Source organism: Mycobacterium sp. NPDC003449 (assembly GCF_053588415.1).
The window spans coordinates 1-22,007 of sequence record NZ_JBSFPX010000125.1; the positions used below are offsets into that span (position 1 = coordinate 1).

Here is a 22,007-nt window from a genome sequence, read left to right on the forward strand (position 1 = left end):
CCCTAGGGGGGTATAGTATGAAACGGAGATCGAAGACTTCCTGAGGAAAGGATCCGCATGAGCAGCCAGACCGTCACCGTCACCGGGATGACCTGCGGGCATTGTGTCTCGTCGGTGCGCGAGGAGGTCGGCGGCATCCCCGGCGTGACCGCTGTCGACGTCGACCTGACCACCGGGATAGTCACGATCGGCAGCGAGGGCCCGGTCAATGCCGAGGCCATCAGGGACGCCGTCGAAGAGGCCGGCTACCTGGTGGCGAGCTGAGTGGAGCCGTCATGACGGTCGAACTTCAGATCGGCGGAATGACCTGCGCCTCATGCGCCGCGCGCATCGAGAAGAAGCTGAACAAGCTCGACGGGGTCACCGCGACCGTGAACTACGCCACCGAGAAGGCGAGTGTCGAAGTCGCCGGTGAGGTTTCATCCGAGCAGCTGATCGAGGTCGTCGAAACCGCGGGCTACACCGCGCAGCTGCCGCACCCCGCACCCGCCGAGGCGGATGCCGGTGCCGATGATCCCACCGCATCGCTACGGCAGCGGCTGATCGTGTCGGCAGTGCTGACGGTGCCGGTCATCGCGATGGCGATGATCCCGGCGCTGCAGTTCGCCAACTGGCAGTGGCTGTCGCTGACTCTGGCCGCACCGGTGGTGGTCTGGGGTGCGCTGCCGTTCCACCGGGCCGCGTGGCTCAACCTGCGCCACGGTGCCGCCACGATGGACACGCTGATCTCGATGGGGACCGTCGCGGCGTTCGGCTGGTCGCTGTACGCACTGTTCTGGGGGACCGCAGGCGTTGCCGGGATGACGCACCCGTTCTCGTTGGCCATTTCACGCACCGACGGCACCGGCAACATCTACCTTGAGGTCGCGGCCGGCGTCACCACCTTCATCCTGGCCGGCCGCTACTTCGAAGCCAGGTCCAAGCGGCAGGCGGGCGCCGCGTTGCGGGCGTTGCTCGAACTGGGCGCCAAGGACGTCGCGGTACGCAGAAACGGTGCCGAACACCGGATCCCGATCGACCAGCTCACCGTCGGTGACGAGTTCGTGGTGCGCCCGGGGGAGAAGATCGCCACCGACGGGGTGGTGGTCGACGGGTCCTCGGCGCTCGACGTCTCGATGCTCACCGGAGAGTCGGTGCCGGTCGAGGTCGGGCCGGGGGACCAGGTGATCGGTGCGACGGTCAACGTCGGCGGCCGGATCGTGTTGCGGGCCAACCGAATCGGGGCGGACACCCAGCTGGCGCAGATGGCCCGGCTGGTCGAGGAGGCCCAGAACGGCAAGGCGTCGGCGCAACGCCTGGCCGACCGGATCTCGGCGGTGTTCGTGCCCATCGTCATCGGACTCGCGGTGGCCACCCTGGGCTTCTGGCTGAGCACCGGCGGATCGGTGGCGGCGGCGTTCACCGCGGCCGTCGCGGTGCTGATCATCGCCTGCCCGTGTGCGTTGGGCCTGGCCACCCCGACGGCGCTGCTGGTCGGCACCGGCCGCGGGGCCCAGCTCGGCATCCTGATCAAGGGCCCGGAAGTGCTGGAGTCGACCCGCCGCGTCGACACCATCGTGCTGGACAAGACCGGGACCGTCACCACTGGGACGATGACCCTGCTCGACGTGATCGCCGCCGGCGGTGAGGAACCGGGTGAGGTGCTGCGCCTGGCCGGCGCCGTCGAAGACGCCTCCGAGCATCCGATCGCCCGGGCCATTGCCAAGGGTGCCCGCGACAAGGTCGGTGACCTGCCGCCGGTCGAGGAGTTCGGAAATCTCGAGGGGCTCGGGGTCCAAGGCGTCGTCGACGGGCACGCCGTCGTGGTGGGACGCAGCCGGCTGCTCGACGATTGGGCGCAGCGGTTGCCCGCCGCACTCGCCGACGCCATGGGCGAGGCTCAGGCGCAGGGGCGCACTGCCGTCGCCGTCGGCTGGGACGGTGCGGCCCGCGGGGTGCTGGTGGTCGCCGACGCGGTCAAACCGACCTCGGCCGAGGCGATCGGGCAGCTGCGCGCGCTGGGCCTGCGGCCGATCATGCTGACCGGCGACAACCAGGCCGCGGCCCGCGCCATCGCCGAACAGGTCGGTGTCGACGAGGTCTACGCCGAGGTGCTGCCGCAGGACAAGGTCGACATGGTCAAGCGGCTGCAGGACGACGGCGATGTGGTCGCGATGGTCGGTGACGGGGTGAACGATGCCGCGGCACTGGCCCAGGCCGACCTCGGCCTGGCCATGGGCACCGGCACCGACGTGGCGATCGAGGCCGGCGACCTGACCCTGGTGCGCGGCGATCTGCGGGCCGCGGCCGATGCGATCCGGTTGTCCCGCAAGACGTTAGCCACCATCAAGGGCAACCTGTTCTGGGCCTTCGCCTACAACGTGGCCGCGTTGCCGCTGGCGGCGGCCGGCCTGCTCAACCCGATGCTGGCCGGTGCCGCGATGGCCTTTTCCTCGGTGTTCGTGGTGGGTAACAGCCTGCGGCTGCGGCGTTTTCGCTGAGTGCCGCGGTCACTGCACCGGGACGGTCAGCCCCTCCGACGGCTGGACGATCACGAAGCCGTTGCCGTGGAACGCCACCTGTAGGGCCTCGCCGGAGCCGCGCCCGATCAGGGCGCCCGCCTTGAGGCTGGTCTTGAGCTGGGTCTGCAGATGGGCCGACCAGGCCACCACCGCGTTGGTGTCGGCGTAGGTCGGCGCCTCGGCGGCATCGAGCACCACCGGCGGGCCGTCGGTGGTCAGCGCCACCCACCCGGTTCCGCGCAGGGTGGTGTTGAACAGCCCGCCCGTCGCGATGCTGCCGCCCCTGACCCGCTCGATGTTCCAGTTCAGGCCGGCCGAGAAGGCCAGGACGTTCTTACCGCTGATGGACAGGCCGGATTCGGACAGGTGCAGTAGGTGCACGTCGAATCCCTGGTCGGCGAGGAACACATCGCCCCGGCCCTGGCAGCGCATCAGCGGCAGACCCTCACCGGTGAACGCCTTCTTGATGAACTTCGAGGCCCCGCCGCCCTCGAAGGCGAAGTCGACATCGCCCTGATAGGCGACCATCGAACCCTGCCGGGCCATGAACGGCTCGCCCAGCCGGACCCGCAGCATCTTCAGGTTCTGGTTGGCGATCGCGGTCGCCTCTTTCTCGCTGAACCGCCCGTCCACCAGTTCGCCGCTGATCCCGGCGAACCCGTCACCCTGCGGTTGCGCGGCCGGTGCGGCCGCCGGTTCCGGGGCGCGGGCGCCCTGGGGTGCGGTGCCCAGCGGGGCCGTGCCGATCTGGCCCTGCTGCGACACCTGGTCGGTCCAGGACCGGCCGTCCCACCACCGGTACTCGTATCGACCTTCGGGATCCGGCAGCCACGCGGGTTGTTGAGGTCCGTTCACAACCCGCAACCCTAGGACACCGGGCCGGCCCCTGGCATTCTGGAGGTATGGCAAAGGAAATCGACCGGGTCCGCGCCCAGGGCGCCTTCGCGGTCTTCAAGCAGCATCCCGGCATGGTGCTGTTCGCGCTGTCCCCGGCGATCGTGGTGCTGGGAATCGTGTGGTGGGTGTTCGGCGGGGCGTGGGCGGGTCTGCTGCTGGTGGCGATGGTGCTGGCCGGCGGTGCGGCGTTGCTACTCAAACGCAACTGAACCTAACGGTGTTCGCCGACGGTGAACACCGCCCCACCTGGGATGTAACGATGTAATCATGTAATCATGAAGCACGCACACCATCGCGCCGACGACGCCGCCGAATGGTTCGCCGGGCGCCTGCCCGAAAGCTGGTTCGACGGCGACCCCGAGGTCATCGTCGACCGTGAGGAAATCACCGTCATCGGCCGACTCCCCGAAGCCGCCGGGGAGGAAACCGAGGCCAGGGCCTCCGGGCGGGCCGCCCGGTTCCGCGAGGAGACCCGCGCCGAGCGGATGCGGATCGCCGACGAGGCCCAGGACCGGTTCGGCCGCAAGGTCTCCTGGGGCGTCGAGGTCGGCGCCGATCCCGAGCGAATCCTCTTCACCCACATCGCCGTTCCGGTGATGACCCGGCTCAAGCAGCCCGAACGCCAGGTGCTCGACACGTTGGTCGACGCCGGCGTGGCGCGGTCCCGCTCGGACGCGCTGGCCTGGTCGGTGCGCCTGGTCGGCGAGCACGCCGAGGAGTGGCTGGCCAAGCTGCGCGATGCGATGAAGTCGGTCGACGACCTGCGCGCCGAAGGCCCGGGAACCTAGACCGCACTCGAACCCCGCGAGCAGACAGAAAACTGCCCACTTTCCGCGGAAAATGTGCAGTTTTATGTCTGCTCGGCGGGGTCAGGCCCGGGTCATCTCCCAATAGCGACCGTGGCGGGCCATCAGCTCCTCGTGCGTCCCGCGTTCCACGATCCGGCCCGCATCCATCACCAGGATCAGGTCGGCATCGCGGATGGTCGAAAGCCGGTGGGCGATGATGAAGCTCGTCCGGTCCCGGCGCAGTTCGGCCATCGCCTGCTGGATCAGCAGCTCGGTCCTGGTGTCCACCGAGCTGGTGGCCTCGTCGAGCACCAGCAGCCGCGGGCGGGCCAGCACCGCCCGCGCGATGGTGATCAACTGCTTCTCCCCGGCGCTGATCGCGCCGCCGTCGTCATCGACCCTGGTGGCGTAGCCGTCCGGCTGGGTGTGCACGAACCGGTCCACATACGCGGCCTTCGCGGCGTCGATCACCTCGTCCTCGGCGGCGTCGGGCCTGCCGTAGGCGATGTTGTCGTAGATGGTGCCGGCGAACAGCCAGGTGTCTTGCAGCACCATGCCGATCGAAGACCGCAATGACCGGCGGCTCACCGTCGAGATGTCGACGCCGTCGAGCAGGATGCGGCCCGAATCGACGTCGTAGAACCGCATCAGCAGATTCACCAGCGTGGTCTTGCCCGCCCCGGTCGGCCCCACGATCGCCACGGTGCTGCCTGGCTCGGCCACCAGGGAGAGCTCCTCGATCACCGGGGTGTCGGGCAGGTAGCCGAAACTCACCCGGTCGAACTGCACCCGCCCGGCGCGCTCGGCCAGCGGCTCGGGCGCATCGGGGGATTCCTCGGGTGTGTCGAGCAGATCGAAAACCCGTTCGGCACTGGCGATCCCGGACTGCAATGTGTTGTACATGCCGGCTACCTGGGTCAACGGCTGGTTGAACTGGCGGACGTACTGGACGAATGCCTGGATGCTGCCGAGGGTGATCTGGCCGGTGGCCACCTGCAGCCCGCCCACGACGGCGACGGCCACATAGCTGATGTTGCCGATGAACATCGTCGCCGGTCCAACCAGCCCGGAGAAGAACTGGGCCCCGAAACTGGTCTGGAGCACTTCGGAGTTCAGCTCGGCGAACCGCTGCTGCGCGGCGTTGCGATGGCCGAACGTCTTGACGATGGTGAACCCGCTGTAGGTCTCCTCGATGTGGGCGTTGAGCCTGCCGGTGTTGCGCCACTGCGCCACGAACAGCCGCTGCGAGCGCCGGGTTATCCAGCGGGTCACCCACAGCGAGGCGGGCACGGTGATCACGGTGAGCAGGGCCAGCAGCGGTGAAATGGTCAGCATCATCACCAACACCGCCACCACGGTCAGCAGCGCGGTCAGCAACTGGCTGACCGTCATCGACACCGAGGTCTGGATGTTGTCGACGTCGTTGGTGACCCGGCTGAGCAGCTCACCGCGCTGTCGGGAATCGAAGTAGGACAACGGGAGCCGGTGCAGCTTGGCCTCCACGTCGGCGCGCAGGGCCACCATGGTCCGCTGCACGGTGACGTTGAGCAGCCGGGCCTGCAGCCAGACCAGCAGCGCGGCAATCAGATACAGGCCCAGCGCCAGAGCCAGGGTGCGGGCGACGGCGCCGAAGTCCACACCGTGACCGGGCACCACGTTCATCCCGGACAGCAGGTCGGCGAAGGTGGTGTCGCCGCGGGCCCTGGCCGCCTCGACCGCCTGCTGTTTGGTCAGCCCGGGTGGCAGTTCACGCCCGATCACCCCGTTGAACAGCAGGTCGGTGGCGTGGCCAAGGATCCGGGGGCCGATCACCCCGATCGCGATCCCGCCGATTCCGAGCAGGATCACCGTGACCGCCAGGGCGCGCTGCGGCACCAGCCGTCGGACCAGCCGCAGCGCCGACCCTTTGAAGTCGCGGGTGCGTTCGGCGGGGGCCTGCGGAATACCGCGACGCAGCACAGGTCTGGTCATCGGGCGACCGACTGCGATTCGGCGAACTCCGCGTAGGTCGGGCAGTCGGCCAGCAGGGTGTCGTGGGTACCGGCACCGACGATGCGGCCGTCTTCGACCACGATCACCTGATCGGCCGCGACGACCGTGGAGATCCGCTGCGCCACCACGATCACGGTGGCATCGCCCGACACCTCGCGCAGCGCCGTGCGCACCCGGGCGTCGGTGTGCACATCGAGCGCGGAGAACGCGTCGTCGAACAGGTAGACGGCCGGCCGCCGGATCACCGCGCGGGCGATGGCGAGCCGTTGCCGTTGCCCGCCGGAGAAGTTGATGCCGCCCTGGGCCACCGGCATGTCCAGACCCGCCGGGTGGGCGTGCACGAAGTCGTCGGCGGCGGCCACCCGCAACGCCTCCCACATCTGCTCCTCGGTCACCTGCTGCCCGGGGGCCGCGCCGTAGCTCAGGTTCTCGGCGACCGTCCCGGTGAACAGGTAGCCGCGTTGCGGGACCAGCCCGATTGCCGACCACAGCTGTTCGAGGTCGAGATCGCGCACGTCGACGCCGTCCATCAACACCGCGCCTGCCGTGACGTCGTAGAGCCGGCAGATCAGCGAGAGCACGGTCGATTTCCCGGAACCGGTCGAGCCGACCACCGCCGTCGTGGTGCCGGGCTGCGCCGTGAACGAAACCTCCTGCAGCACCGACCGATCCGCGCCGGGATAGCTGAATGTGGCGCCGCGCATGGCGATCTCGCCCCTGGTCGTCCGCAGCCGGACGGGTTCGGCGGGGCTTTCGATTGCGGGCCGGGTGTGCAGCACCTCGCCGATCCGGTCCGCGCAGACCGCCGCCCGCGGGAAGATCACCAGCATGAACGTCGCCATCAGCACGGCCATCAGGATCTGCATGAAGTAGGCCAGGAACGCGATCAACGAGCCGACCTGCATCTGCCCGGCGTCGATGCGCAATCCGCCGAACCAGATCAGCGCGACGCTGGACACGTTGATCACCAGCGTGGTCACCGGCAGCATCAGCGCCTGCCACCGGCCGGCATCGAGCGCGGCGTCCGAAAGGGACTGGCTGGCGTCGGCGAAGCGCCGCTGCTCGACGGGCTCGCGGGCGAACGCCCGGATCACCCGGATCCCCGTCAGCTGATCGCGCATCACCCGGTTGACGCCGTCGATCAGCCGTTGCATATTGCGGTAGACCGGCATCAGGTGCGTGATGATCCAGTAGTTGGCCAGCGCCAGCACCGGCACACTGACCGCCAGCAGCCAGGACAGCCCGGCGTCCTGGTGCAACGCCATCAGGATCCCGCCGATCGACATGATCGGCGCGGTGATCAGCATCGTGCAGATCAGTTGCAGCAACAGCTGGATCTGGCTGACGTCGTTGGTGGTCCGGGTCAGCAGCGAGGGCGCGCCGAACCGGGCGGTCTCGGTCGCCGAGAACGTCGTGACGTGATCGAACATCGCCGCCCGCAGATCCCGCCCGAAGCTCGTCGACGCCCGCGACCCGAAGTACACCGCGCCCACCGCGCACAGCACCTGCAGCCCGGTGACGCCCAGCATCACCCCGCCGAGCTCGACGATCCGTTCGGTGTCGCCCTTGGCGACGCCGTCGTCGATGATCGCGGCGTTCACGGTCGGCAGATACAGCGATGTCAGGGTGCTGATGACCTGCAGGGTGGCCACCACGGCCAGCAGCGGCCGGTACGGCCGCGCGTAGCGTCGCAGCAGCGCCCAGAGCATCCCGCTACTGTCGCACACCCGGGGTGGGTGGCCCGGGTCGGTTCATGCCCCGTCCTCACCGTGTTGGGTATCCGAAACACCCAGGTCAGTGCGTGTGTCGAGACCGCGGCAAGGTGCTGCCGCTACAGTGCATGGCGTGACTGTCAGCATGGCCGCGATGCGGCGCACCCCCGCCGCCAGGGCGTTCGCGGTGCTGGCGGCCGCAATGGTCCCGGTGTTCGCTGCGTGCTCCAGCGGCGACCAGCCCGCCTCGCCCGAGGTGCCGCAGACCGGTGCACCGAGTGCGGCGGACGCCAAGCACGGCCCCTTCTTCCCCCAGTGCGGCGGACTCTCCGACCAGACCGTGAGCGAGTTGACCCAGGTCCAGGGGCTGGTCAACACCGCGATCAACTCGTCGGGGTGCCAGTGGCTGCAGGGCGGCAGCATTCTCGGCCCGCATTTCTCGTTCACCTGGTTCCGGGGCAGCCCGCTCGGCCGGGAGCGCAAGACCGAGGAACTGTCCCGCACCAGCGTGGAGGACATCAACATCGAGGGACACGGCGGCTTCATCGCGGTCGGGCACGACCCGCTGCAGGGCGATCCCAACCTGTGCGAGATCGGCATCGGGTTCGACGACGACTTCATCGAGTGGTCGGTCAGCTTCAATCAGAAGCCCTATCCCGATCCGTGCGATGTGGCCAAGGAACTCACCCGGCAGTCGATTGTGAACTCCAAATGAGCTCGACCGTATTCAAGCGTTCGATCGCCGCCGCGGCGGCGGGCCTGGCGTTGTTCGTCGGGGCGACCGGCTGCACCCGCACGGTCGACGGCACCGCGGCCAAGGAGAACGTCGGCGGCGGGTCCAGCAACAACAACTCCGAGAAGACCTATCCCAACCTGCTCAAAGAGTGCGATGTGCTGACCCAGGACATCCTGGCCAAGACGGTCGGGGCCGATCCGCTCGACATCCAGAGCACATTCGTCGGCGCGGTGTGCCGCTGGCAGGCGGCCAACCCGGCCGGCCTGGTCGACATCACCCGGTTCTGGTACGAGCAGGGCAGCCTCGACAACGAACGCCAGACCGCCGAACAGCTGGAGTACGAGATCGAGTCCCGCCGGATCTCGGGGGTGGATTCGATCGTGATGAAACCCAACGGCCTCAACGGGGCGTGCGGGGTGGCCAGTGACGCCGCGGGTGTCGTCGGCTGGTGGGTCAATCCGCAGGCGCCGGGCATCGACGCCTGCCCGATGGCCGTCAAGCTGATGGAGTTGACGCTCTCCACCAACGCCTAGCCGCGGCTGCGCTACCTGGGCACGTGGAACGTGACCAGTTCGGCGCCGCCGAGTGCCAGGTCCGGCCACGGTCCCGCCGGGCGCAGCACCGCGATCGCCGATGTCGGGAACTTGAGCGAGATATCCTCGGCCGCAGCGGTGTTCGTGCCATCGGAAAGCCCGAGTGCCAGCGCTGAGATCGCGGGTTCGTGACCGATCACCAACACCGTCGCCACCTCCGCGCCGAACCGGTCTTCGGCGCCGTTGATCTCGTCGAGAATCATGCCGGGGGAGGCGCCGTAGATGCGCTCGGCGAATTCGACCCTGGCCTCGATCCCGGTTCGTTCCAGTGTCTGGCGGGTCCTGGTGGCCGTCGAGCAGAGCACGGCGTCCACCGCGGGCGCGTTGGCCCGGATCCAGTCGCCGGCCAGGGCGGCCTCCCTGATCCCGCGCGGCGCCAGCGGGCGGTCGTGATCGGGTACCCCGTCGGGGTACCCGGATTTGCCGTGCCGTAGCAGGAGCAGGGTTCTGGTCTTCGGGGGTCCGGCGGGATCGGCCATCGTCCCACGGTAGGCCATGCCGACGCAGGTCCCGGGACTTGTCGGCGCCCCGATTTACACTCGCATCGACCACAGGAAAGGACGGGCCGCAATGCGATTCCTGCACACCGCCGACTGGCAACTCGGCATGACCCGTCATTTCCTCAACGGTGAGGCGCAGCCCCGGTATTCGGCCGCCCGCCGGGAGGCGGTCGCGGGCCTGGGGGCGCTGGCCGCGGCATCGGGCGCCGAGTTCGTGGTGGTGGCCGGGGACGTGTTCGAGGACAACCAGCTGGCTCCGCGTGAGGTCAGCCTGTCGCTCGAGGCCATGCGGGCGATCGGGGTCCCGGTGTATCTGCTGCCCGGCAATCATGACCCGCTGGACGCGGCATCGGTGTACACCAGCGCGTTGTTCCTCGCCGAACGCCCCGACAACGTCGTGGTCCTGGACCGGGCCGGGGTGCACGAGGTGCGTCCCGGCCTGCAGATCGTGGCGGCGCCGTGGCGTTCCAAGTCGCCGACCACCGACCTGGTCGGCGATGTTCTCGCGGACCTGCCCGCCGACGGGGTCACCCGGATCGTGGTGGCCCACGGCGGGGTGGACGTCCTCGATCCGGATAAGGACAAGCCGTCGCTGATCCGGCTGCAGGTCCTCGAAGCGGCGCTGGCCCGCGGTGCCGTGCACTATGTGGCGCTGGGGGACAAGCATTCTCGGACCGAGGTGGGCGGCACCGGCCGGGTCTGGTACTCCGGTTCGCCCGAGGTGACCAACTACGACGACATCGAGGCCGACCCCGGCCATGTGCTGCTGGTCGACATCGACGATGCGGATCGGCGGGTGCGGGTCGATTCCGAGCGGGTGGGCCGCTGGCGGTTCGTGACGCTGCGCCGCTCGGTCGACACCGACCGCGATGTGGCCGACCTCGACATCAACCTCGATCTGCTGCCGGACAAGGAGCGCACCGTGGTCCGCCTGGCGCTGACCGGCTCCCTCACCATCACCGACAAGGCCGCACTGGACGCGTGCCTGGACAAGTACGCGCGCCTGTTCGCCGCGCTCACCGAGTGGGAACGGCACACCGAGATCGCGGTCCTGCCCGCCGACGGCGAATTCGACGATCTGGGCATCGGCGGGTTCGCCGCGGCCGCGGTCGACGAACTGGTGGCGACCGCGCGGTCGGAGGCCGAGGACGCCGATGACGCCAGGGCCGCGCTCGGGCTGTTGCTGCGGCTGGTCGACAACCGAGGTGCGGCATGAAACTGCACCGGCTCGTCCTGACCAATTACCGCGGAATCACCCACCGCGAGATCGAATTCCCCGATCACGGTGTGGTGGTGGTCAGCGGCGCCAACGAGATCGGCAAATCCTCCATGATCGAGGCGATCGACCTGCTGATGGAGGCCAAGGACCGCTCGGCCAAGAAGGAGGTCAAGCAGGTCAAGCCGACCCACGCCGATGTCGGGGCCGAGGTGACCGCCGAAATCTCCACCGGTCCTTACCGGTTCGTGTACCGCAAGCGTTTCCACAAGCGGGCCGAGACGCAGCTGACGGTGTTGGCGCCGGCCCGGGAGCAGCTCAGCGGGGACGAGGCCCATGACCGGGTCCGGGCCATGCTGGACGAGACCGTCGATACCGATCTGTGGCGGGCTCAGCGGGTGCTGCAGTCCGCCTCGACCGCGCCGGCCGATCTGTCCGGTTCGGATGCGCTGGCCCGCGCGCTCGACGTGGCCGCCGGGGAGGCCGTCGCGCTGTCCGGGGACGAGCCGCTGCTGATCGAGCGGATCGAGGGCGAATATCAGCGCTATTTCACCGCGACCGGCCGTGCCACCGGTGAATGGGCGGCGGTGGTCAAGCGGCTCCAGGCGGCCGACGACGAGGTGGCGCGGCGGGCGGCCGCGGTGGCCGAGGTCGACGATGCGGTCCGCGGGCATCAGCAGCTCAGTGCCGAGGTGACCCGGCTGGCCGGGGAGCGTGAGCGGGCGCAGGTGCGGCTGGCCGCGGCGCGCACCGCCGCCGATGCGGTGGCAGCCCTGACCCAGCGGCTCAAGGAGGCGCAGGTGGTCGCCGACGCGGCACAGGTCGCCCACACCGCATCGCAGGCCGCCCTGACCGAACGGCGCAGGCTGCGGGCCGATATCGATGAGCGCGCCGCGACCATCACCCAGTTGCAGGCCGCGCTGACCGCGGCGGGTGAGGAGACCGAGACGGCCCGCGAGGTGCACGAGGCCGCCGAGGATGCGCACGAGGAGGCCCAGACCGCGGTGCACGACATCGCGGCGCGGGTGGATTCCGCCAGGGCGGCGCTCGACCGGCTCGCCGACCGCGACGAGGCCGATCGGCTGGCGGGCCGGCTCGCCAAGATCGACGCCGCGGCCCGCGAACTCGACCGGGTCACCGCCGAACTCGCACCGATCACACTCGACGATGACGCGATGCGAGCCGTCGAGGATGCCGCCCGCGCCGTCGACCGTGCCGCCGGGCAGGACGAACTCGCCTCGGCGCGAATCGAACTGGTCGCGGCAGCCGACCTCGATGTGACGGTGGGCGATGCCGACGTGTCGCTGAGCGCGGGTGCGGTGTGGTCGGTCAACACCACCGCCGAAACCGAGGTCGGGGTGCCGGGTGTGCTGTCGGTGCGGGTGGTGCCGGGGACGCCGGCCGCCGAAACGCGGGCCAGGCTCGAGGCGGCGCAGGCCGCGCTGGCGGCCGCACTGGCCGCCGCCGGGGTCGAGGACGCCGATGCCGCACGTGCACTTGATGCGCGGCGCCGCGAGCTGAGCGGTGGCCGGGACCGGCTACGAGCCACCCTGGACGCGCTGACCGGTGACGACGCGGTGCCCGATCTGCGTGCGCGGCTGACCGCACTGCGCACGGGCCAGCCGGCCGAGGCCGCGCTGTTCGAGCTGGACGGACCGGCCGATATCGCCACGGCCCGAAGCGAACTCGACGCCGCGGTGGCGGCCCACCGCGACGCCGTCACGCAGTGCGAGACCGGTCGCAAGGTGCTCGCGGCCGCGGCGCGGCGGCTCACCGAGAAGGCGACCAGGGGCAGCGTGCTCGCCGAGAAACTGACCACGGCCCAGGCCGAGCTGACCGCCGCCGGTGGCCGTCTGCAGGCGGCACGTGACACGGCCACCGATGAGGCCTTGGCGCTCAAGGTGCAAGAGGCCGACGAACAGGCCAAGGCCACCGCCGGTCACGTCGCGGGTCTGCGGGACGAGTTATCGCGCACCGCACCGGATTCGGTGACGGTTGAGCTCGGCGAAGCGGTCCGGGGTGCCGAACTGCAGGCCTCGGCCCACGATGCGGCGGTCGAGGGTCTGCGGGAGCTGGCGGCGCAGTTGAAGGTATTCGGCACCGAGGGGCGCAAAGGCCATCTCGACGCCGCCGAGACCGAGCACGAGCATGCCAGGGCCGAGTACCTGCGGGTGCATCGCCGGGCCAGGGCCGCCGAGCTGCTGCGGTCGGTGATGGCCCGGCATCGCGACGCCACCCGGCAGCGCTACGCCGACCCGTTCCGCCACGAGGTGCAGCGGCTCGGCCGGCTGGTGTTCGGCGAGGATTTCGAGGTCGACGTCGACAGCGATCTGCGGATCCGCACCCGCACGGTGTCGGGACGCACGGTGCCCTACGACTCGTTGTCGGGCGGAGCCAAGGAGCAGTTGGCGATCGTCGCGAGGTTGGCCGGTGCCTCGCTGGTCGCCAAGGAGGACAGCGTTCCGGTCATCATCGACGATGCGCTGGGCTTCACCGACGCCGACCGGCTGACCAGGATGGGCGCGGTGTTCGATGCGGTGGGCGGGGACGGGCAGGTGATCGTGCTGACCTGCAGCCCGCAGCGCTACGCGAGCGTCGGCGGCGCCCACCACATCGCACTGACCGCCTGACCCTCGATCCACGGATCGGACCTGAGTCCGAGCCCTACAGCGCCATCGCGGGAGCCGTTGGGCAGCACCAGTGACCGAGTGGCGCGGTGCAGAGCCGGTCCGAGATACCTGCTGCGTCAAAGGCGGCATTCGTATCCGCGGGTCCCCGGGTGAAATGCCGCCAGCCTTCCTGGTGGGCCACCACGACATGCGGTGAGCCAAGGACCTCGGCGGCAGCCGCCGCGCGCTCGGGCGTGAGACTCAGCGGTCGCCCGCCGAACTTCGCCGGGACGGACGCGGACCCGGCGAAAAGGACAGCGCAGTCGATTTGCCCTATGCGTTCCCGGATTTCACGAACGGCCTCAAGGGATGCGTTGTCCCCACTGATGTAGGTGGTGGGGCTGCCCTCTGCTTCGATGACGAACCCGACGACCTCGCAGTTGACAAACCCCTCGTCATTGAGTTCGCCGTCGGCCGGGCCGTGCTGGGCGGGCACCCCGGTGACTCGAACCTTCCCGTCGGGAGATGTCCACGTCGACCAGAGGGCCAGTGGCATCGCCGGACTGCCGAGACGACCGGCCGCGGTCGCCGTGGTCAGCACCACGGGAGCGGTCAACGCGAACGCGCGCCCCGCGACATCGAGGTTGTCGGGGTGCAGATCATGACTGACGAGTGCGATGTCGACCCCACCGACCGCAGCCTCGTCGGCGGCCGGCCCGGCCAACTTCTGCAGATATCCGTAGTCGGTCGGGGGATCGAAGGTGGGATCGCAGATGATCCGTTGGCCGCCGATGTCGACCACCGTGGTGGGTCCACCAAGGACGGCGATACCGAATGGAATCCGTTCCGGCGTGAGGATGGCGTGTTCACAGGTGGACATGGCGCAGGTCCTTACTGATGAATGATCCGACGAACAATAGTGCACCACCCGCAACGAGGATGACCAGCGGCGTGAAGTCGTAACTCATAGTGGTTCCGAGCCACAACATGTAGTACGGATAGAAGGCGGGCAGGACACTGGGCAGGCTGTACGCGATGCCGTATCCGGAGGATCGCACTTCGGTCGGGAACATCTCCATGATGTAGGCGGTGATCATCGCGAACACGAGTATCCCGCCGACGATTGCCACTGCGGCCCCGGTGATTACCGCGGCGGCGCTGGTGTGGTTACCGATGGCCAGTGCGAAAGCGATGGGACCGGGCACGAGGTTGAACAGGGCGAGAGCCAGGAAGACTCGGCGTCTGCCGTAGTGCTGACCGGCGGCGCCGATCAGCGGGAACAAGGCAATAGCGATGACCGCCGATACCAACACTGTCGCGTTCACGGTTTCCGTTGTGGCGCCGAGTAGCTTGAAGTGACCGGAGAAGACGCCGATGGTGCCGTCGAGGATGAGCCACGCACCCGTGGAGGTGATGAACGCGACGGCGAAGTTGCGCAAGTTGGCACCCGACAGCAGGGTCCGAAGCGGGTTTCCGACGTTCGATGCTCTCGCCCAAACCTCGGACTCGGGAACCGATCTCAGGTAGTGCACGAACACCATGGCGGAGATGACGAATCCGATCGCGAAGGGGATGCGCCAGCCCCACACGCTGTAGGCAGAGTTGGCCTCCCCGGCGGGCAACACCCACAGGATCAGCATCGTCAGCAGCGTTATGAACCCGAGAGCAGCGGGATAACCGATGTTGAGTAGCGCTCCATACAGGCCCCGGCGGTGGCGAGGTGCGTACTCCATCGCGAGCGGGTTCGCCGCGGTGTACTCGCCGCCGAGGAAAACCCCGTCGATCAGGCGGAGGAAGATCAGCGCCCCGGCAGCCCACCATCCCGCGACCGCATAGCCCGGGAGCAGCGCGATGAGTCCGGTGCACAGCGTGAACCCGCCGGCGACCCACACCGTCGTCTTGCGCCTTCCCATACGGTCGCCGAGGAAGCCGAAGATGATGGAACCTACGGGCCGGCCGATGAGAGAGACCGCGAAGATCAACGCCGTGAGGGTCGCCGCCTCTGTTCGGGTCGCAGAGGCGGGCATGAAGTACGCGATCGCGGGCGCCAGGGTGATGACCGGAAGGTACACGTCGTACATGTCGACGAAGAACCCGGCAATCGCCGCGCGCAACGCTTTACGCCCGTTCGCCCGGTACTCGGGATCGTCGGTGCGCTGACTCTCGGGGTCTGCCGCGTCGACTCCCCGGACTGAGGTTTCAGAGGACATCTGTTGACACCTCGTCCCCGTTCAAGAGAGCCGAAGGCCATGCGTGGTCGGGATCCGACGACTCACCGTCGGTGGTCGTAATGGCGGGTCGCCGGGTCTTGTCGACGCGGAGGTCGAAAATGTCGAAACGGTTGTAGGTGCCGACGATGTCGTGAGCGCGTTTCAGGACAATCTCGTCGTGAAGGTCGACGGTGGCGGTGACGATGCCCTCGTGCCCTTCCGGGGGACCGGCGATGACTTCGCCGCGGGGGCCGACGATCATCGAGACGGTGGGAGTGGCTCGCAGCAGTCGTTCGATTCGCTCGTCACCCTGGGCCACGGCGTCGACGGCGAATTGGTCCAGTGTGGTGGCGGCCACCACGGTGAACACTTTGCCTTCGAAACTGTGTGCGGCGCTGCGCAATCGGATACTCTCGGCGAGGTCGTACTCGGGTGCGTCGGCGCGCTGGTCGAAAGGCCAGGCGGGCGGGTAGGTGGCGATGTGGAGCCGCTCGCCCTGCGCCAGCAGGGTGTACCGGGCCAAGGTATTGGTGTTTTCTCCGCAGATCAATGCCCCCAGGAACCAGCCGCCGAGATCGACCGGCTCGAGATTGTGGGCGTCGCCATGAGACCACGTGAGTCGTTCATGCCAGGTGCCGACCAGTTTGCGCCGGTGGTTCACCAAATTGCCGCGACGGTCGAAGATCAGATTGGAATTGAAGAGCTGCCCGAGGCTGTGGCCGGCGCGTTCGTTGACACCGACCGACAGCACGACGCCATGGCGCGCGGCGATGCGTCCGAGCCGCTGGGCATGCGGTCCAGGAACGGTGATCGCCGACTCGAAGAGCCGTAGATACAGGTCATGCTGGTCCACCGGAGCCAGCACCGAGCCCCAGATCGGAAACCCGGAGACGAAGGTTTCGCCGAACACCACAAGCTCGGCTCCTTGTGCGGCGGCGTCGGCCACCAAGGATTCGAGTTTGTCGAGCGTGCTGTCCCGATCGAGGAACACGGGCGCCGCCTGGACGGCGGCGACCCGCACTGCGGGCAGGCGGTCATTCGTCATTTGTGTCATCCTTGTTAAATCTGTCGAAACAATACGACGCTCTTGAAAGCTGCTGAACTGGGTATTTGCCGACCGTAAAGGCATGGTTCCCGCCGGTCAACGCAAAGTATGTCGACAACTTTCGACAACAGATGAGAGGGTTTCGAGATGTGGCAGGAACTCGTGGATGCCGGGCTCGACCCCAAGGATGCGCACTTCTACCTTGCGGTTCTGCGGCGTGGACGCGCGACCGTCGCCGAGGCGGCGCGGGAAGCAAACGTGAGTCGCAGCGGCGGCTACGACATCGCGCGGCGACTGCAAGCCCGTGGGCTGGTGGCGCGGGTCGAATCGGAGCCGGGCGAATCCGGGGACCTGCGCACCCAGAGTCATCTGGTGGCCAGCGACCCGATCCAACTGCTGGAGGAGTGGGACAGTCGACGGCGTGTGCTGAATGACGTTGTCCCTCAGTTGCGTGCGCTGTTCTCCGAGAACCGTGCCCGCCCCAAAGTGCGTTACCTGGAAGGTGCGGCCGGAATCCGTTCCGCACTGTTCGAATCGTTGGACTGGCCGTCGCCTATCTGTGGGATTCTCTCGATGCGGGATCTCATGACCGTGCCTGGCGAGGCAGCGATGGCGGAGTACATCCAAGGTCGCCGCGACCGCGAATTGGTGCTACGCGTTGTCCGTACCCGAGATCACGATTGGCCGGGAGGATGGCTCACCAGCGCGCACGATTTCCGGATCGTCAAACACGCGCCCGCTGCCTACGAGTTCACCATGACCGAGATCATCGGGCCGCATGAAGTGGTGTCACTCTCGTCGGCGAGGGAGACATTCGCGATGGTCATCGAAAGCCAGGAATACGCCGAGATGCAACGCAACTTCTTCGAGGTTCTGTGGTCCGTGAGCTCGGATGCCGCGATTGATGTCGGCGAGCCGTGAAGCATCAACCGCAGTAAGGGCAGTGGGGCCGTTGACAGTTCACACCCGCACGCCGACCGAGTTATGCCCGTCCTACCTGCGATGGTGCAAAAGTGCATCCGCGCGTGCATCTCTTCCGATTGACGAGATTGGAAGTGCGGTTGATACTCGTTGTCACGCCGATGTGACGCAAGCGACGGTCTCGAACAGACGTAAAGCGTGGGCGTCGCGGCGCATAAGTACTGAATCGCCTGCCGCGCAACCAGTCCGACGATTGAGTCCGTAGTCCCACACTCGAACGACCGACCTTCTAGCACCGCGAGCCGCTCCAGCGCTGTCAACTGTGGAGAAAGGATCGACATCCCGATGGAAGAAATCACGCGAAGTGACGGCTATACCGCTCCACCGCCCTATGCCCAGTTGCGGATCAAAGCGGTGCAGTCGCTGCTGGTGGAGAAGGGCATCATCAACCAGGATTCGTTCAACGAGGTGGTGGACATCTACGAGAACCGGATCGGCCCCAAGGACGGCGCCGCGGTGATCGCCCGGGCCTGGGCGGAGCCGGATTTCAAGGCGAAACTGCTCGCCGACGGCACCGTCACGTTGGCCGAACTGGGGATGACCGGGTTTGAGGGGGCGCACGTCATCTTCGTCGAGAACACCGACGAGGTACACAACGTCGTGGTGTGCACACTGTGTTCCTGCTACCCGTGGGCCGTGCTGGGCCTGCCACCGGCCTGGTACAAGGCGCCGCAGTACCGCGCCCGGGTGGTCTTCGAGCCGCGGGTGGTGCTCGGCGAGTTCGGGACCACGCTGCCCGATGACATCGAGATCCGGGTGTGGGACAGCACTGCTGAGATCCGCTACATCGTGATCCCGCAACGCCCCTCGGGCACTGACGAATTCACCGTCGAGCAACTCGCCGAGCTGGTGAGCCGCGACGCCATGATCGGCACCAAACTGGCGTCGGCTCCCGAAGGTGCGGCAGCATGAACGGGATTCACGACGTCGGTGGCAAAGATGGGATGGGCACCGTCAAGACCGAGAACCCCGAGGTGGTGTTCCACGGTGACTGGGAGAGGGACGTGTTCTCGGTGATCGGCCTCTACTTCGCGTCCGGTTTGTGTCCGCTCGACGAGTTCCGGCACTCCATCGAGATTATGGACCCCGCGGAGTACCTGAGCACCCCGTACTACGTGCACTGGTTGCGGGCAGCGGAGAACCTCGGTTTCGCCAACGGACTCTTCACCGAGGAAGAATTGTCCACGCGCATCGCCGAACTGGAAGCCGAGGAGATCGCCTGACATGCGGAAGCTCGCTCCCGCCGAGGTTCTCGGCGCTATCCGAACCCCCGGTGACTTCACCCGTCCTGTCACCGTCGAACCGCGCTTCGCCGTCGGGGACACAGTGGTGGTGCGCAACCACAATCCGATCGGGCACACCCGGCTGCCCGCCTACGCGAAGTGCCACACCGGCGTCGTCGACCGCCATCAGGGGTTCTTCGTCTACCCCGACACCATGGCACATGGCCGGGGCGAGAATCCCGAGCACCTGTACAGCATCAAGTTCAGCAGCAGTGAGCTGTTCGGTGACCGCGGCACTCCCAACTCGTGGATCTACATCGACCTGTGGGAAAGCTACCTCGACCCGGGCCAGCCGTCATGAACGCACTGCTTGCCGAGGATGAGGATCCCGAAGTTGCCTTCGAAGAGCCCTGGCAGGTAGAGGCTTTCGCGATCGTGGTAGCGCTGACCCGTCAGAAACTGTTCACCTGGACCGAATGGGTGGACGAATTCTCCACCGAGATCAGCAATACGCCGCGGCTCCCGGAAGAGACGGTCACCGAGTCCTACTACCGGCAATGGTTGACCACAGTGAACCGGATGATCGACCGGTATGCCGGACTGTCCAGTGACCTGCTCGAGGAACGGCACGAAGAGTGGCGCCTAGCCTATCTCGGTACGCCACACGGCCAGCCTGTCGAGCTGGCGAATCACTCTCGAGTGCAGCCGAACTGCCCCACTCCGGCGCACGACCATGATCATCCGATGATCCCGTTGGCCGAGATCCGCGACAGGATCAAACCCATCGCGGTGTTCGACGGGCGCTCCGCCGCGACGGCCTGAGTGCCCTCAGCCCAGCCGGACGCAGACCTCGATACCGTCGGCAATGGGCAGCGTCACCGAGAGGTATTCCGTGGAGTCGGCCAGGTAGCTGCGCAGCGCGCTGTGGGCGTCGTGGCCGAAGTCCATGTTCACATCGTCGACCAGGATCAGCGTGCCGGGACGCAGCCGTGGTTCGAGCACTTCGAGAACGGGTAGCGCGAGTTCGGGCCAGCCGTCGAGCAGCACCAGGTCGATCGGGCCGGTGATATCGGACAGGGTCTGTCTGGCGTCGCCGACGCGCAGATCGATCAGCTCGGTCAGCCCGGCGTCGTCGAAGTTCCGTTGTGCCGCAGCGGCTTTCTCCGGCTGAAGCTCACTGCCGATGACCGTGCCGCCGCCGTTGTCACGGACGGCGCTGGCGAGGTAGATGGTCGAGACCCCGAACGAGGTTCCGTACTCGACGACGGCCCGGGCGCCGACCGCCCTGGCCAGCAGGTAGAGCAGCTCGCCGCCGGTCTCGGAGACCGACATGTAGACGTCCTTGAACAGTTCGGCGCGCTGGGCGGCGTCGGCGTCGAGGGGGTAGCTGCCCACCTCGGCGAACGCTGCCGGGTCGCCTTCCTGCTCGGCGGTCAGAAGCCGTTGCAGCACAGTGGTTACCGGATCAGATGTCAGTGTTGTTGTCATGCGGTTCACGGTATTCGCGTTCTCGATTGCATACCAGTGCATGTTTGGTCATCAATAGTTGTCAAAAATGGAATTCGAGATGACAATCGAGTCCGTGGAGAGCCTGGACCTCAACCTGCTGCCCGCGCTGGACGCGTTGCTCGACGAGCGCAGCGTCGGCGGCGCGGCACAACGGCTGCACACCTCGGCCCCGGCGATGAGCCGCACACTGAGCCGGTTGCGGCGCCTGCTCGACGATCCGGTGCTGGTGCGCGCGGGCCGCACCATGGTGCCCACCCCGCGCGCGCTGGCCATGCAGGGCGCGGTGCACGACCTGGTCCAGCAGGCCATGGCCGTGTTCACCCCGGCGGACGCCCCGGACCCCGCGACCTTGCGGCGCTCGTTCTCGCTGCAACTGGGCGAGGGATTGTTCAGCACGATCGGACCTCGCCTGCTGTCCCGGATCCGAGCGGAAGCGCCCGGGGTCACCGTTCGATTCGTGGCGGAGAGTCATGAGGACACCCAGTCGCTACGCGACGGCAACGTCGACATCGAGATAGGCCAGATCCGCCGCACCGAGCCGGAGACGCTGATCGAGCATGTGGTGGACGAACGTCTGGTCGGGGTGGTTCGGAAGGGCCACGAGCTGGCGGGAAAACGGGTGACACTCAAGCGGTTCGCGGCAGCCGAGCATGTGGTGTTCTCCCGGCGCGGCCGGCTGCGCGGCCCGGTCGACGATCTGCTCGCCGAACACGGGTTGCGCCGCCGGGTGGTCGCCTGTGCGCCCAACCCGGCGGGCGGTCTGTTCCTGATCCGGGACAGCGACCTGGTCGGAATGCTGCCCGATCGGATCGGCCGAAATGCCATCGAAACGTTCGGGCTGGTCACATTCGAGATTCCGCTCAAGCTACCGCCGCTGGTTCTCAGCATGGCCTGGCACCCGCGTCACGACGCCGACGGTGCGCACCGCTGGTTGCGCGGTTGTGTGCGCGAGGCCATGCGGCCGTGACGATCCCGGCTCGGCGATCGCCGATGGTTGTCAGTCGGTGATCGGCTGAGGCGCGGCATTGAGGCGGCCCGCGGCGAATGCCGCTCCCTGATCGGTCAGATCGCCGTCGTAACTGATCGGGTTGTGTACGGCGAAGTTCAGCCCGTCGGAGCAGACCGGGTCCTCGGTGGCGCACAGTTCGCGGGTTTTCGGCTTGTACAGCGGGCCGATAGCCACCGCGGGTTCGCCCAGGAAGTTCATCGCGCGTTCGTTCGGCAGGCCGAAGAGCACCACCGCGGCGACATGCTCGGCGACGTCGGGTTCGAGCGGTTTGGGAACTGTCGCCGGATCGACACCGTCGGGCACGGCGGCCGATGTGACGAACCCGGCGACTGCCGCACCTTGTGAGTACCCGCCGAGAACCATTTTCGTCTTGGGGCAGACTCCGGCCATCGAGACGATTCGAGCGCCCGCATCTCTGACACCCTCAGCGCCCGTGGCCCATTGATCGCTCGCGGGGTAATCGACCGGGTACACGGCCAGTGATTG

23 protein-coding genes are annotated in these 22,007 nt (G+C 67.6%); 14 read left to right on the forward strand and 9 right to left on the reverse strand.

What is annotated here, in order from left to right:
* The first annotated feature begins 57 nt into the window (after positions 1-57).
* Positions 58-264, forward strand: a complete 207-nt coding sequence (locus ACWDTP_RS25880) for a heavy-metal-associated domain-containing protein (RefSeq protein ID WP_450025099.1) — start codon at positions 58-60, stop codon at positions 262-264.
* An 11-nt stretch (positions 265-275) separates the two neighbouring features.
* The gene (locus ACWDTP_RS25885) at positions 276-2,480 is read left to right on the forward strand and encodes a heavy metal translocating P-type ATPase (RefSeq protein ID WP_450025101.1); all 2,205 of its coding nucleotides are present in this window, start codon (positions 276-278) and stop codon (positions 2,478-2,480) included.
* 9 nt (positions 2,481-2,489) lie between these two features.
* Here the strand turns inward: ACWDTP_RS25885 and ACWDTP_RS25890 are convergent, their stop codons facing one another.
* Positions 2,490-3,356, reverse strand: a complete 867-nt coding sequence (locus ACWDTP_RS25890; RefSeq protein WP_450025102.1) for an AIM24 family protein — start codon at positions 3,354-3,356, stop codon at positions 2,490-2,492.
* Between the two features lie 47 nt (positions 3,357-3,403).
* On the opposite strand from ACWDTP_RS25890, the gene ACWDTP_RS25895 reads away from it, so the two are divergent.
* On the forward strand, positions 3,404-3,607 hold the full coding sequence (locus ACWDTP_RS25895) for a hypothetical protein (protein WP_450025104.1): 204 nt from the start codon (positions 3,404-3,406) through the stop codon (positions 3,605-3,607).
* Positions 3,608-3,673: 66 nt separating this feature from the next.
* Positions 3,674-4,186: a hypothetical protein gene (locus ACWDTP_RS25900; protein WP_450025106.1), complete on the forward strand. Its 513-nt coding sequence runs from the start codon at positions 3,674-3,676 to the stop codon at positions 4,184-4,186.
* An 81-nt stretch (positions 4,187-4,267) separates the two neighbouring features.
* On the opposite strand, the gene ACWDTP_RS25905 is transcribed toward ACWDTP_RS25900, so the two are convergent.
* Positions 4,268-6,157: an ABC transporter ATP-binding protein gene (locus ACWDTP_RS25905; RefSeq protein WP_450025108.1), complete on the reverse strand. Its 1,890-nt coding sequence runs from the start codon at positions 6,155-6,157 to the stop codon at positions 4,268-4,270.
* Positions 6,154-7,887 (reverse strand): ABC transporter ATP-binding protein, encoded by a 1,734-nt coding sequence (locus ACWDTP_RS25910; protein WP_450025110.1) that lies wholly within the window; start codon positions 7,885-7,887, stop codon positions 6,154-6,156. The genes ACWDTP_RS25905 and ACWDTP_RS25910 overlap by 4 nt, the downstream gene beginning before the upstream one ends.
* Positions 7,888-8,044: 157 nt before the next feature.
* Here ACWDTP_RS25910 and ACWDTP_RS25915 point away from each other — a divergent pair, with 157 nt between their 5' ends.
* Positions 8,045-8,605: a DUF3558 domain-containing protein gene (locus ACWDTP_RS25915; RefSeq protein ID WP_450025141.1), complete on the forward strand. Its 561-nt coding sequence runs from the start codon at positions 8,045-8,047 to the stop codon at positions 8,603-8,605.
* Entirely contained in the window at positions 8,602-9,159 is a 558-nt protein-coding gene (locus tag ACWDTP_RS25920) for a DUF3558 domain-containing protein (protein WP_450025112.1), read from the forward strand. The genes ACWDTP_RS25915 and ACWDTP_RS25920 overlap by 4 nt, the downstream gene beginning before the upstream one ends.
* A gap of 11 nt (positions 9,160-9,170) precedes the next feature.
* Here ACWDTP_RS25920 and ACWDTP_RS25925 read toward each other — a convergent pair whose 3' ends face one another.
* Positions 9,171-9,698: a SixA phosphatase family protein gene (locus tag ACWDTP_RS25925; RefSeq protein WP_450025114.1), complete on the reverse strand. Its 528-nt coding sequence runs from the start codon at positions 9,696-9,698 to the stop codon at positions 9,171-9,173.
* Between the two features lie 91 nt (positions 9,699-9,789).
* On the opposite strand from ACWDTP_RS25925, the gene ACWDTP_RS25930 reads away from it, so the two are divergent.
* Positions 9,790-10,935, forward strand: a complete 1,146-nt coding sequence (locus tag ACWDTP_RS25930) for a metallophosphoesterase family protein (protein ID WP_450025116.1) — start codon at positions 9,790-9,792, stop codon at positions 10,933-10,935.
* The gene (locus ACWDTP_RS25935; protein ID WP_450025118.1) at positions 10,932-13,565 is read left to right on the forward strand and encodes an AAA family ATPase; all 2,634 of its coding nucleotides are present in this window, start codon (positions 10,932-10,934) and stop codon (positions 13,563-13,565) included. Before ACWDTP_RS25930 ends, ACWDTP_RS25935 begins: the two co-directional genes overlap by 4 nt.
* A gap of 34 nt (positions 13,566-13,599) precedes the next feature.
* On the opposite strand, the gene ACWDTP_RS25940 is transcribed toward ACWDTP_RS25935, so the two are convergent.
* Genes ACWDTP_RS25940 through ACWDTP_RS25950 form a run of 3 tightly spaced genes read right to left on the reverse strand, consistent with a single transcriptional unit; the run spans position 13,600 to position 16,883 of the window.
* Positions 13,600-14,424, reverse strand: coding sequence for an MBL fold metallo-hydrolase (locus tag ACWDTP_RS25940; RefSeq protein ID WP_450025120.1), 825 nt, complete (start codon positions 14,422-14,424; stop codon positions 13,600-13,602).
* Positions 14,411-15,754: an MFS transporter gene (locus tag ACWDTP_RS25945; RefSeq protein WP_450025122.1), complete on the reverse strand. Its 1,344-nt coding sequence runs from the start codon at positions 15,752-15,754 to the stop codon at positions 14,411-14,413. Before ACWDTP_RS25945 ends, ACWDTP_RS25940 begins: the two co-directional genes overlap by 14 nt.
* A complete protein-coding gene (locus ACWDTP_RS25950) occupies positions 15,744-16,883 on the reverse strand; it encodes a carbon-nitrogen hydrolase family protein (protein WP_450025124.1) in 1,140 nt (379 codons plus the stop codon). The genes ACWDTP_RS25945 and ACWDTP_RS25950 overlap by 11 nt, the downstream gene beginning before the upstream one ends.
* A 63-nt stretch (positions 16,884-16,946) precedes the next feature.
* Between ACWDTP_RS25950 and ACWDTP_RS25955 the strand changes: the two genes are divergently transcribed.
* The 5 genes from ACWDTP_RS25955 to ACWDTP_RS25975 all read left to right on the forward strand — a co-directional run bounded on the left by ACWDTP_RS25955 (position 16,947) and on the right by ACWDTP_RS25975 (position 19,825).
* Positions 16,947-17,720, forward strand: coding sequence for a TrmB family transcriptional regulator (locus ACWDTP_RS25955; RefSeq protein ID WP_450025126.1), 774 nt, complete (start codon positions 16,947-16,949; stop codon positions 17,718-17,720).
* Between the two features lie 345 nt (positions 17,721-18,065).
* A complete protein-coding gene (gene nthA / locus ACWDTP_RS25960; protein ID WP_450025128.1) occupies positions 18,066-18,692 on the forward strand; it encodes a nitrile hydratase subunit alpha in 627 nt (208 codons plus the stop codon).
* On the forward strand, positions 18,689-19,003 hold the full coding sequence (locus tag ACWDTP_RS25965; RefSeq protein WP_450025130.1) for a hypothetical protein: 315 nt from the start codon (positions 18,689-18,691) through the stop codon (positions 19,001-19,003). Before nthA ends, ACWDTP_RS25965 begins: the two co-directional genes overlap by 4 nt.
* Before the next feature lies 1 nt (position 19,004).
* The gene (locus tag ACWDTP_RS25970) at positions 19,005-19,364 is read left to right on the forward strand and encodes an SH3-like domain-containing protein (RefSeq protein WP_450025131.1); all 360 of its coding nucleotides are present in this window, start codon (positions 19,005-19,007) and stop codon (positions 19,362-19,364) included.
* Positions 19,361-19,825, forward strand: a complete 465-nt coding sequence (locus ACWDTP_RS25975) for a nitrile hydratase accessory protein (RefSeq protein WP_450025133.1) — start codon at positions 19,361-19,363, stop codon at positions 19,823-19,825. Before ACWDTP_RS25970 ends, ACWDTP_RS25975 begins: the two co-directional genes overlap by 4 nt.
* 6 nt (positions 19,826-19,831) lie before the next feature.
* Here the strand turns inward: ACWDTP_RS25975 and ACWDTP_RS25980 are convergent, their stop codons facing one another.
* Positions 19,832-20,491 (reverse strand): O-methyltransferase, encoded by a 660-nt coding sequence (locus ACWDTP_RS25980; RefSeq protein WP_450025135.1) that lies wholly within the window; start codon positions 20,489-20,491, stop codon positions 19,832-19,834.
* A gap of 79 nt (positions 20,492-20,570) precedes the next feature.
* Here ACWDTP_RS25980 and ACWDTP_RS25985 point away from each other — a divergent pair, with 79 nt between their 5' ends.
* A complete protein-coding gene (locus ACWDTP_RS25985) occupies positions 20,571-21,479 on the forward strand; it encodes a LysR substrate-binding domain-containing protein (protein WP_450025137.1) in 909 nt (302 codons plus the stop codon).
* Positions 21,480-21,509: 30 nt separating this feature from the next.
* Here the strand turns inward: ACWDTP_RS25985 and ACWDTP_RS25990 are convergent.
* Positions 21,510-22,007: cutinase family protein (locus ACWDTP_RS25990; RefSeq protein WP_450025139.1), on the reverse strand; the 498-nt coding region annotated here is incomplete at its 5' end.

Bases quoted from the DNA above. Each gene is read 5' to 3' on its own strand.
- ACWDTP_RS25880 (WP_450025099.1), top strand. From the start codon at position 58: ATGAGCAGCCAGACCGTCACCGTCACCGGGATGACCTGCGGGCATTGT.
- ACWDTP_RS25885 (WP_450025101.1), top strand. From the start codon at position 276: ATGACGGTCGAACTTCAGATCGGCGGAATGACCTGCGCCTCATGCGCC.
- ACWDTP_RS25895 (WP_450025104.1), top strand. From the start codon at position 3,404: ATGGCAAAGGAAATCGACCGGGTCCGCGCCCAGGGCGCCTTCGCGGTC.
- ACWDTP_RS25900 (WP_450025106.1), top strand. From the start codon at position 3,674: ATGAAGCACGCACACCATCGCGCCGACGACGCCGCCGAATGGTTCGCC.
- ACWDTP_RS25905 (WP_450025108.1), bottom strand. From the start codon at position 6,157: ATGACCAGACCTGTGCTGCGTCGCGGTATTCCGCAGGCCCCCGCCGAA.
- ACWDTP_RS25910 (WP_450025110.1), bottom strand. From the start codon at position 7,887: ATGCTCTGGGCGCTGCTGCGACGCTACGCGCGGCCGTACCGGCCGCTG.
- ACWDTP_RS25915 (WP_450025141.1), top strand. From the start codon at position 8,045: ATGCGGCGCACCCCCGCCGCCAGGGCGTTCGCGGTGCTGGCGGCCGCA.
- ACWDTP_RS25920 (WP_450025112.1), top strand. From the start codon at position 8,602: ATGAGCTCGACCGTATTCAAGCGTTCGATCGCCGCCGCGGCGGCGGGC.
- ACWDTP_RS25925 (WP_450025114.1), bottom strand. From the start codon at position 9,698: ATGGCCGATCCCGCCGGACCCCCGAAGACCAGAACCCTGCTCCTGCTA.
- ACWDTP_RS25930 (WP_450025116.1), top strand. From the start codon at position 9,790: ATGCGATTCCTGCACACCGCCGACTGGCAACTCGGCATGACCCGTCAT.
- ACWDTP_RS25935 (WP_450025118.1), top strand. From the start codon at position 10,932: ATGAAACTGCACCGGCTCGTCCTGACCAATTACCGCGGAATCACCCAC.
- ACWDTP_RS25940 (WP_450025120.1), bottom strand. From the start codon at position 14,424: ATGTCCACCTGTGAACACGCCATCCTCACGCCGGAACGGATTCCATTC.
- ACWDTP_RS25945 (WP_450025122.1), bottom strand. From the start codon at position 15,754: ATGTCCTCTGAAACCTCAGTCCGGGGAGTCGACGCGGCAGACCCCGAG.
- ACWDTP_RS25950 (WP_450025124.1), bottom strand. From the start codon at position 16,883: ATGCCTTTACGGTCGGCAAATACCCAGTTCAGCAGCTTTCAAGAGCGT.
- ACWDTP_RS25955 (WP_450025126.1), top strand. From the start codon at position 16,947: ATGTGGCAGGAACTCGTGGATGCCGGGCTCGACCCCAAGGATGCGCAC.
- nthA (WP_450025128.1), top strand. From the start codon at position 18,066: ATGGAAGAAATCACGCGAAGTGACGGCTATACCGCTCCACCGCCCTAT.
- ACWDTP_RS25965 (WP_450025130.1), top strand. From the start codon at position 18,689: ATGAACGGGATTCACGACGTCGGTGGCAAAGATGGGATGGGCACCGTC.
- ACWDTP_RS25970 (WP_450025131.1), top strand. From the start codon at position 19,005: ATGCGGAAGCTCGCTCCCGCCGAGGTTCTCGGCGCTATCCGAACCCCC.
- ACWDTP_RS25975 (WP_450025133.1), top strand. From the start codon at position 19,361: ATGAACGCACTGCTTGCCGAGGATGAGGATCCCGAAGTTGCCTTCGAA.
- ACWDTP_RS25980 (WP_450025135.1), bottom strand. From the start codon at position 20,491: ATGACAACAACACTGACATCTGATCCGGTAACCACTGTGCTGCAACGG.
- ACWDTP_RS25985 (WP_450025137.1), top strand. From the start codon at position 20,571: ATGACAATCGAGTCCGTGGAGAGCCTGGACCTCAACCTGCTGCCCGCG.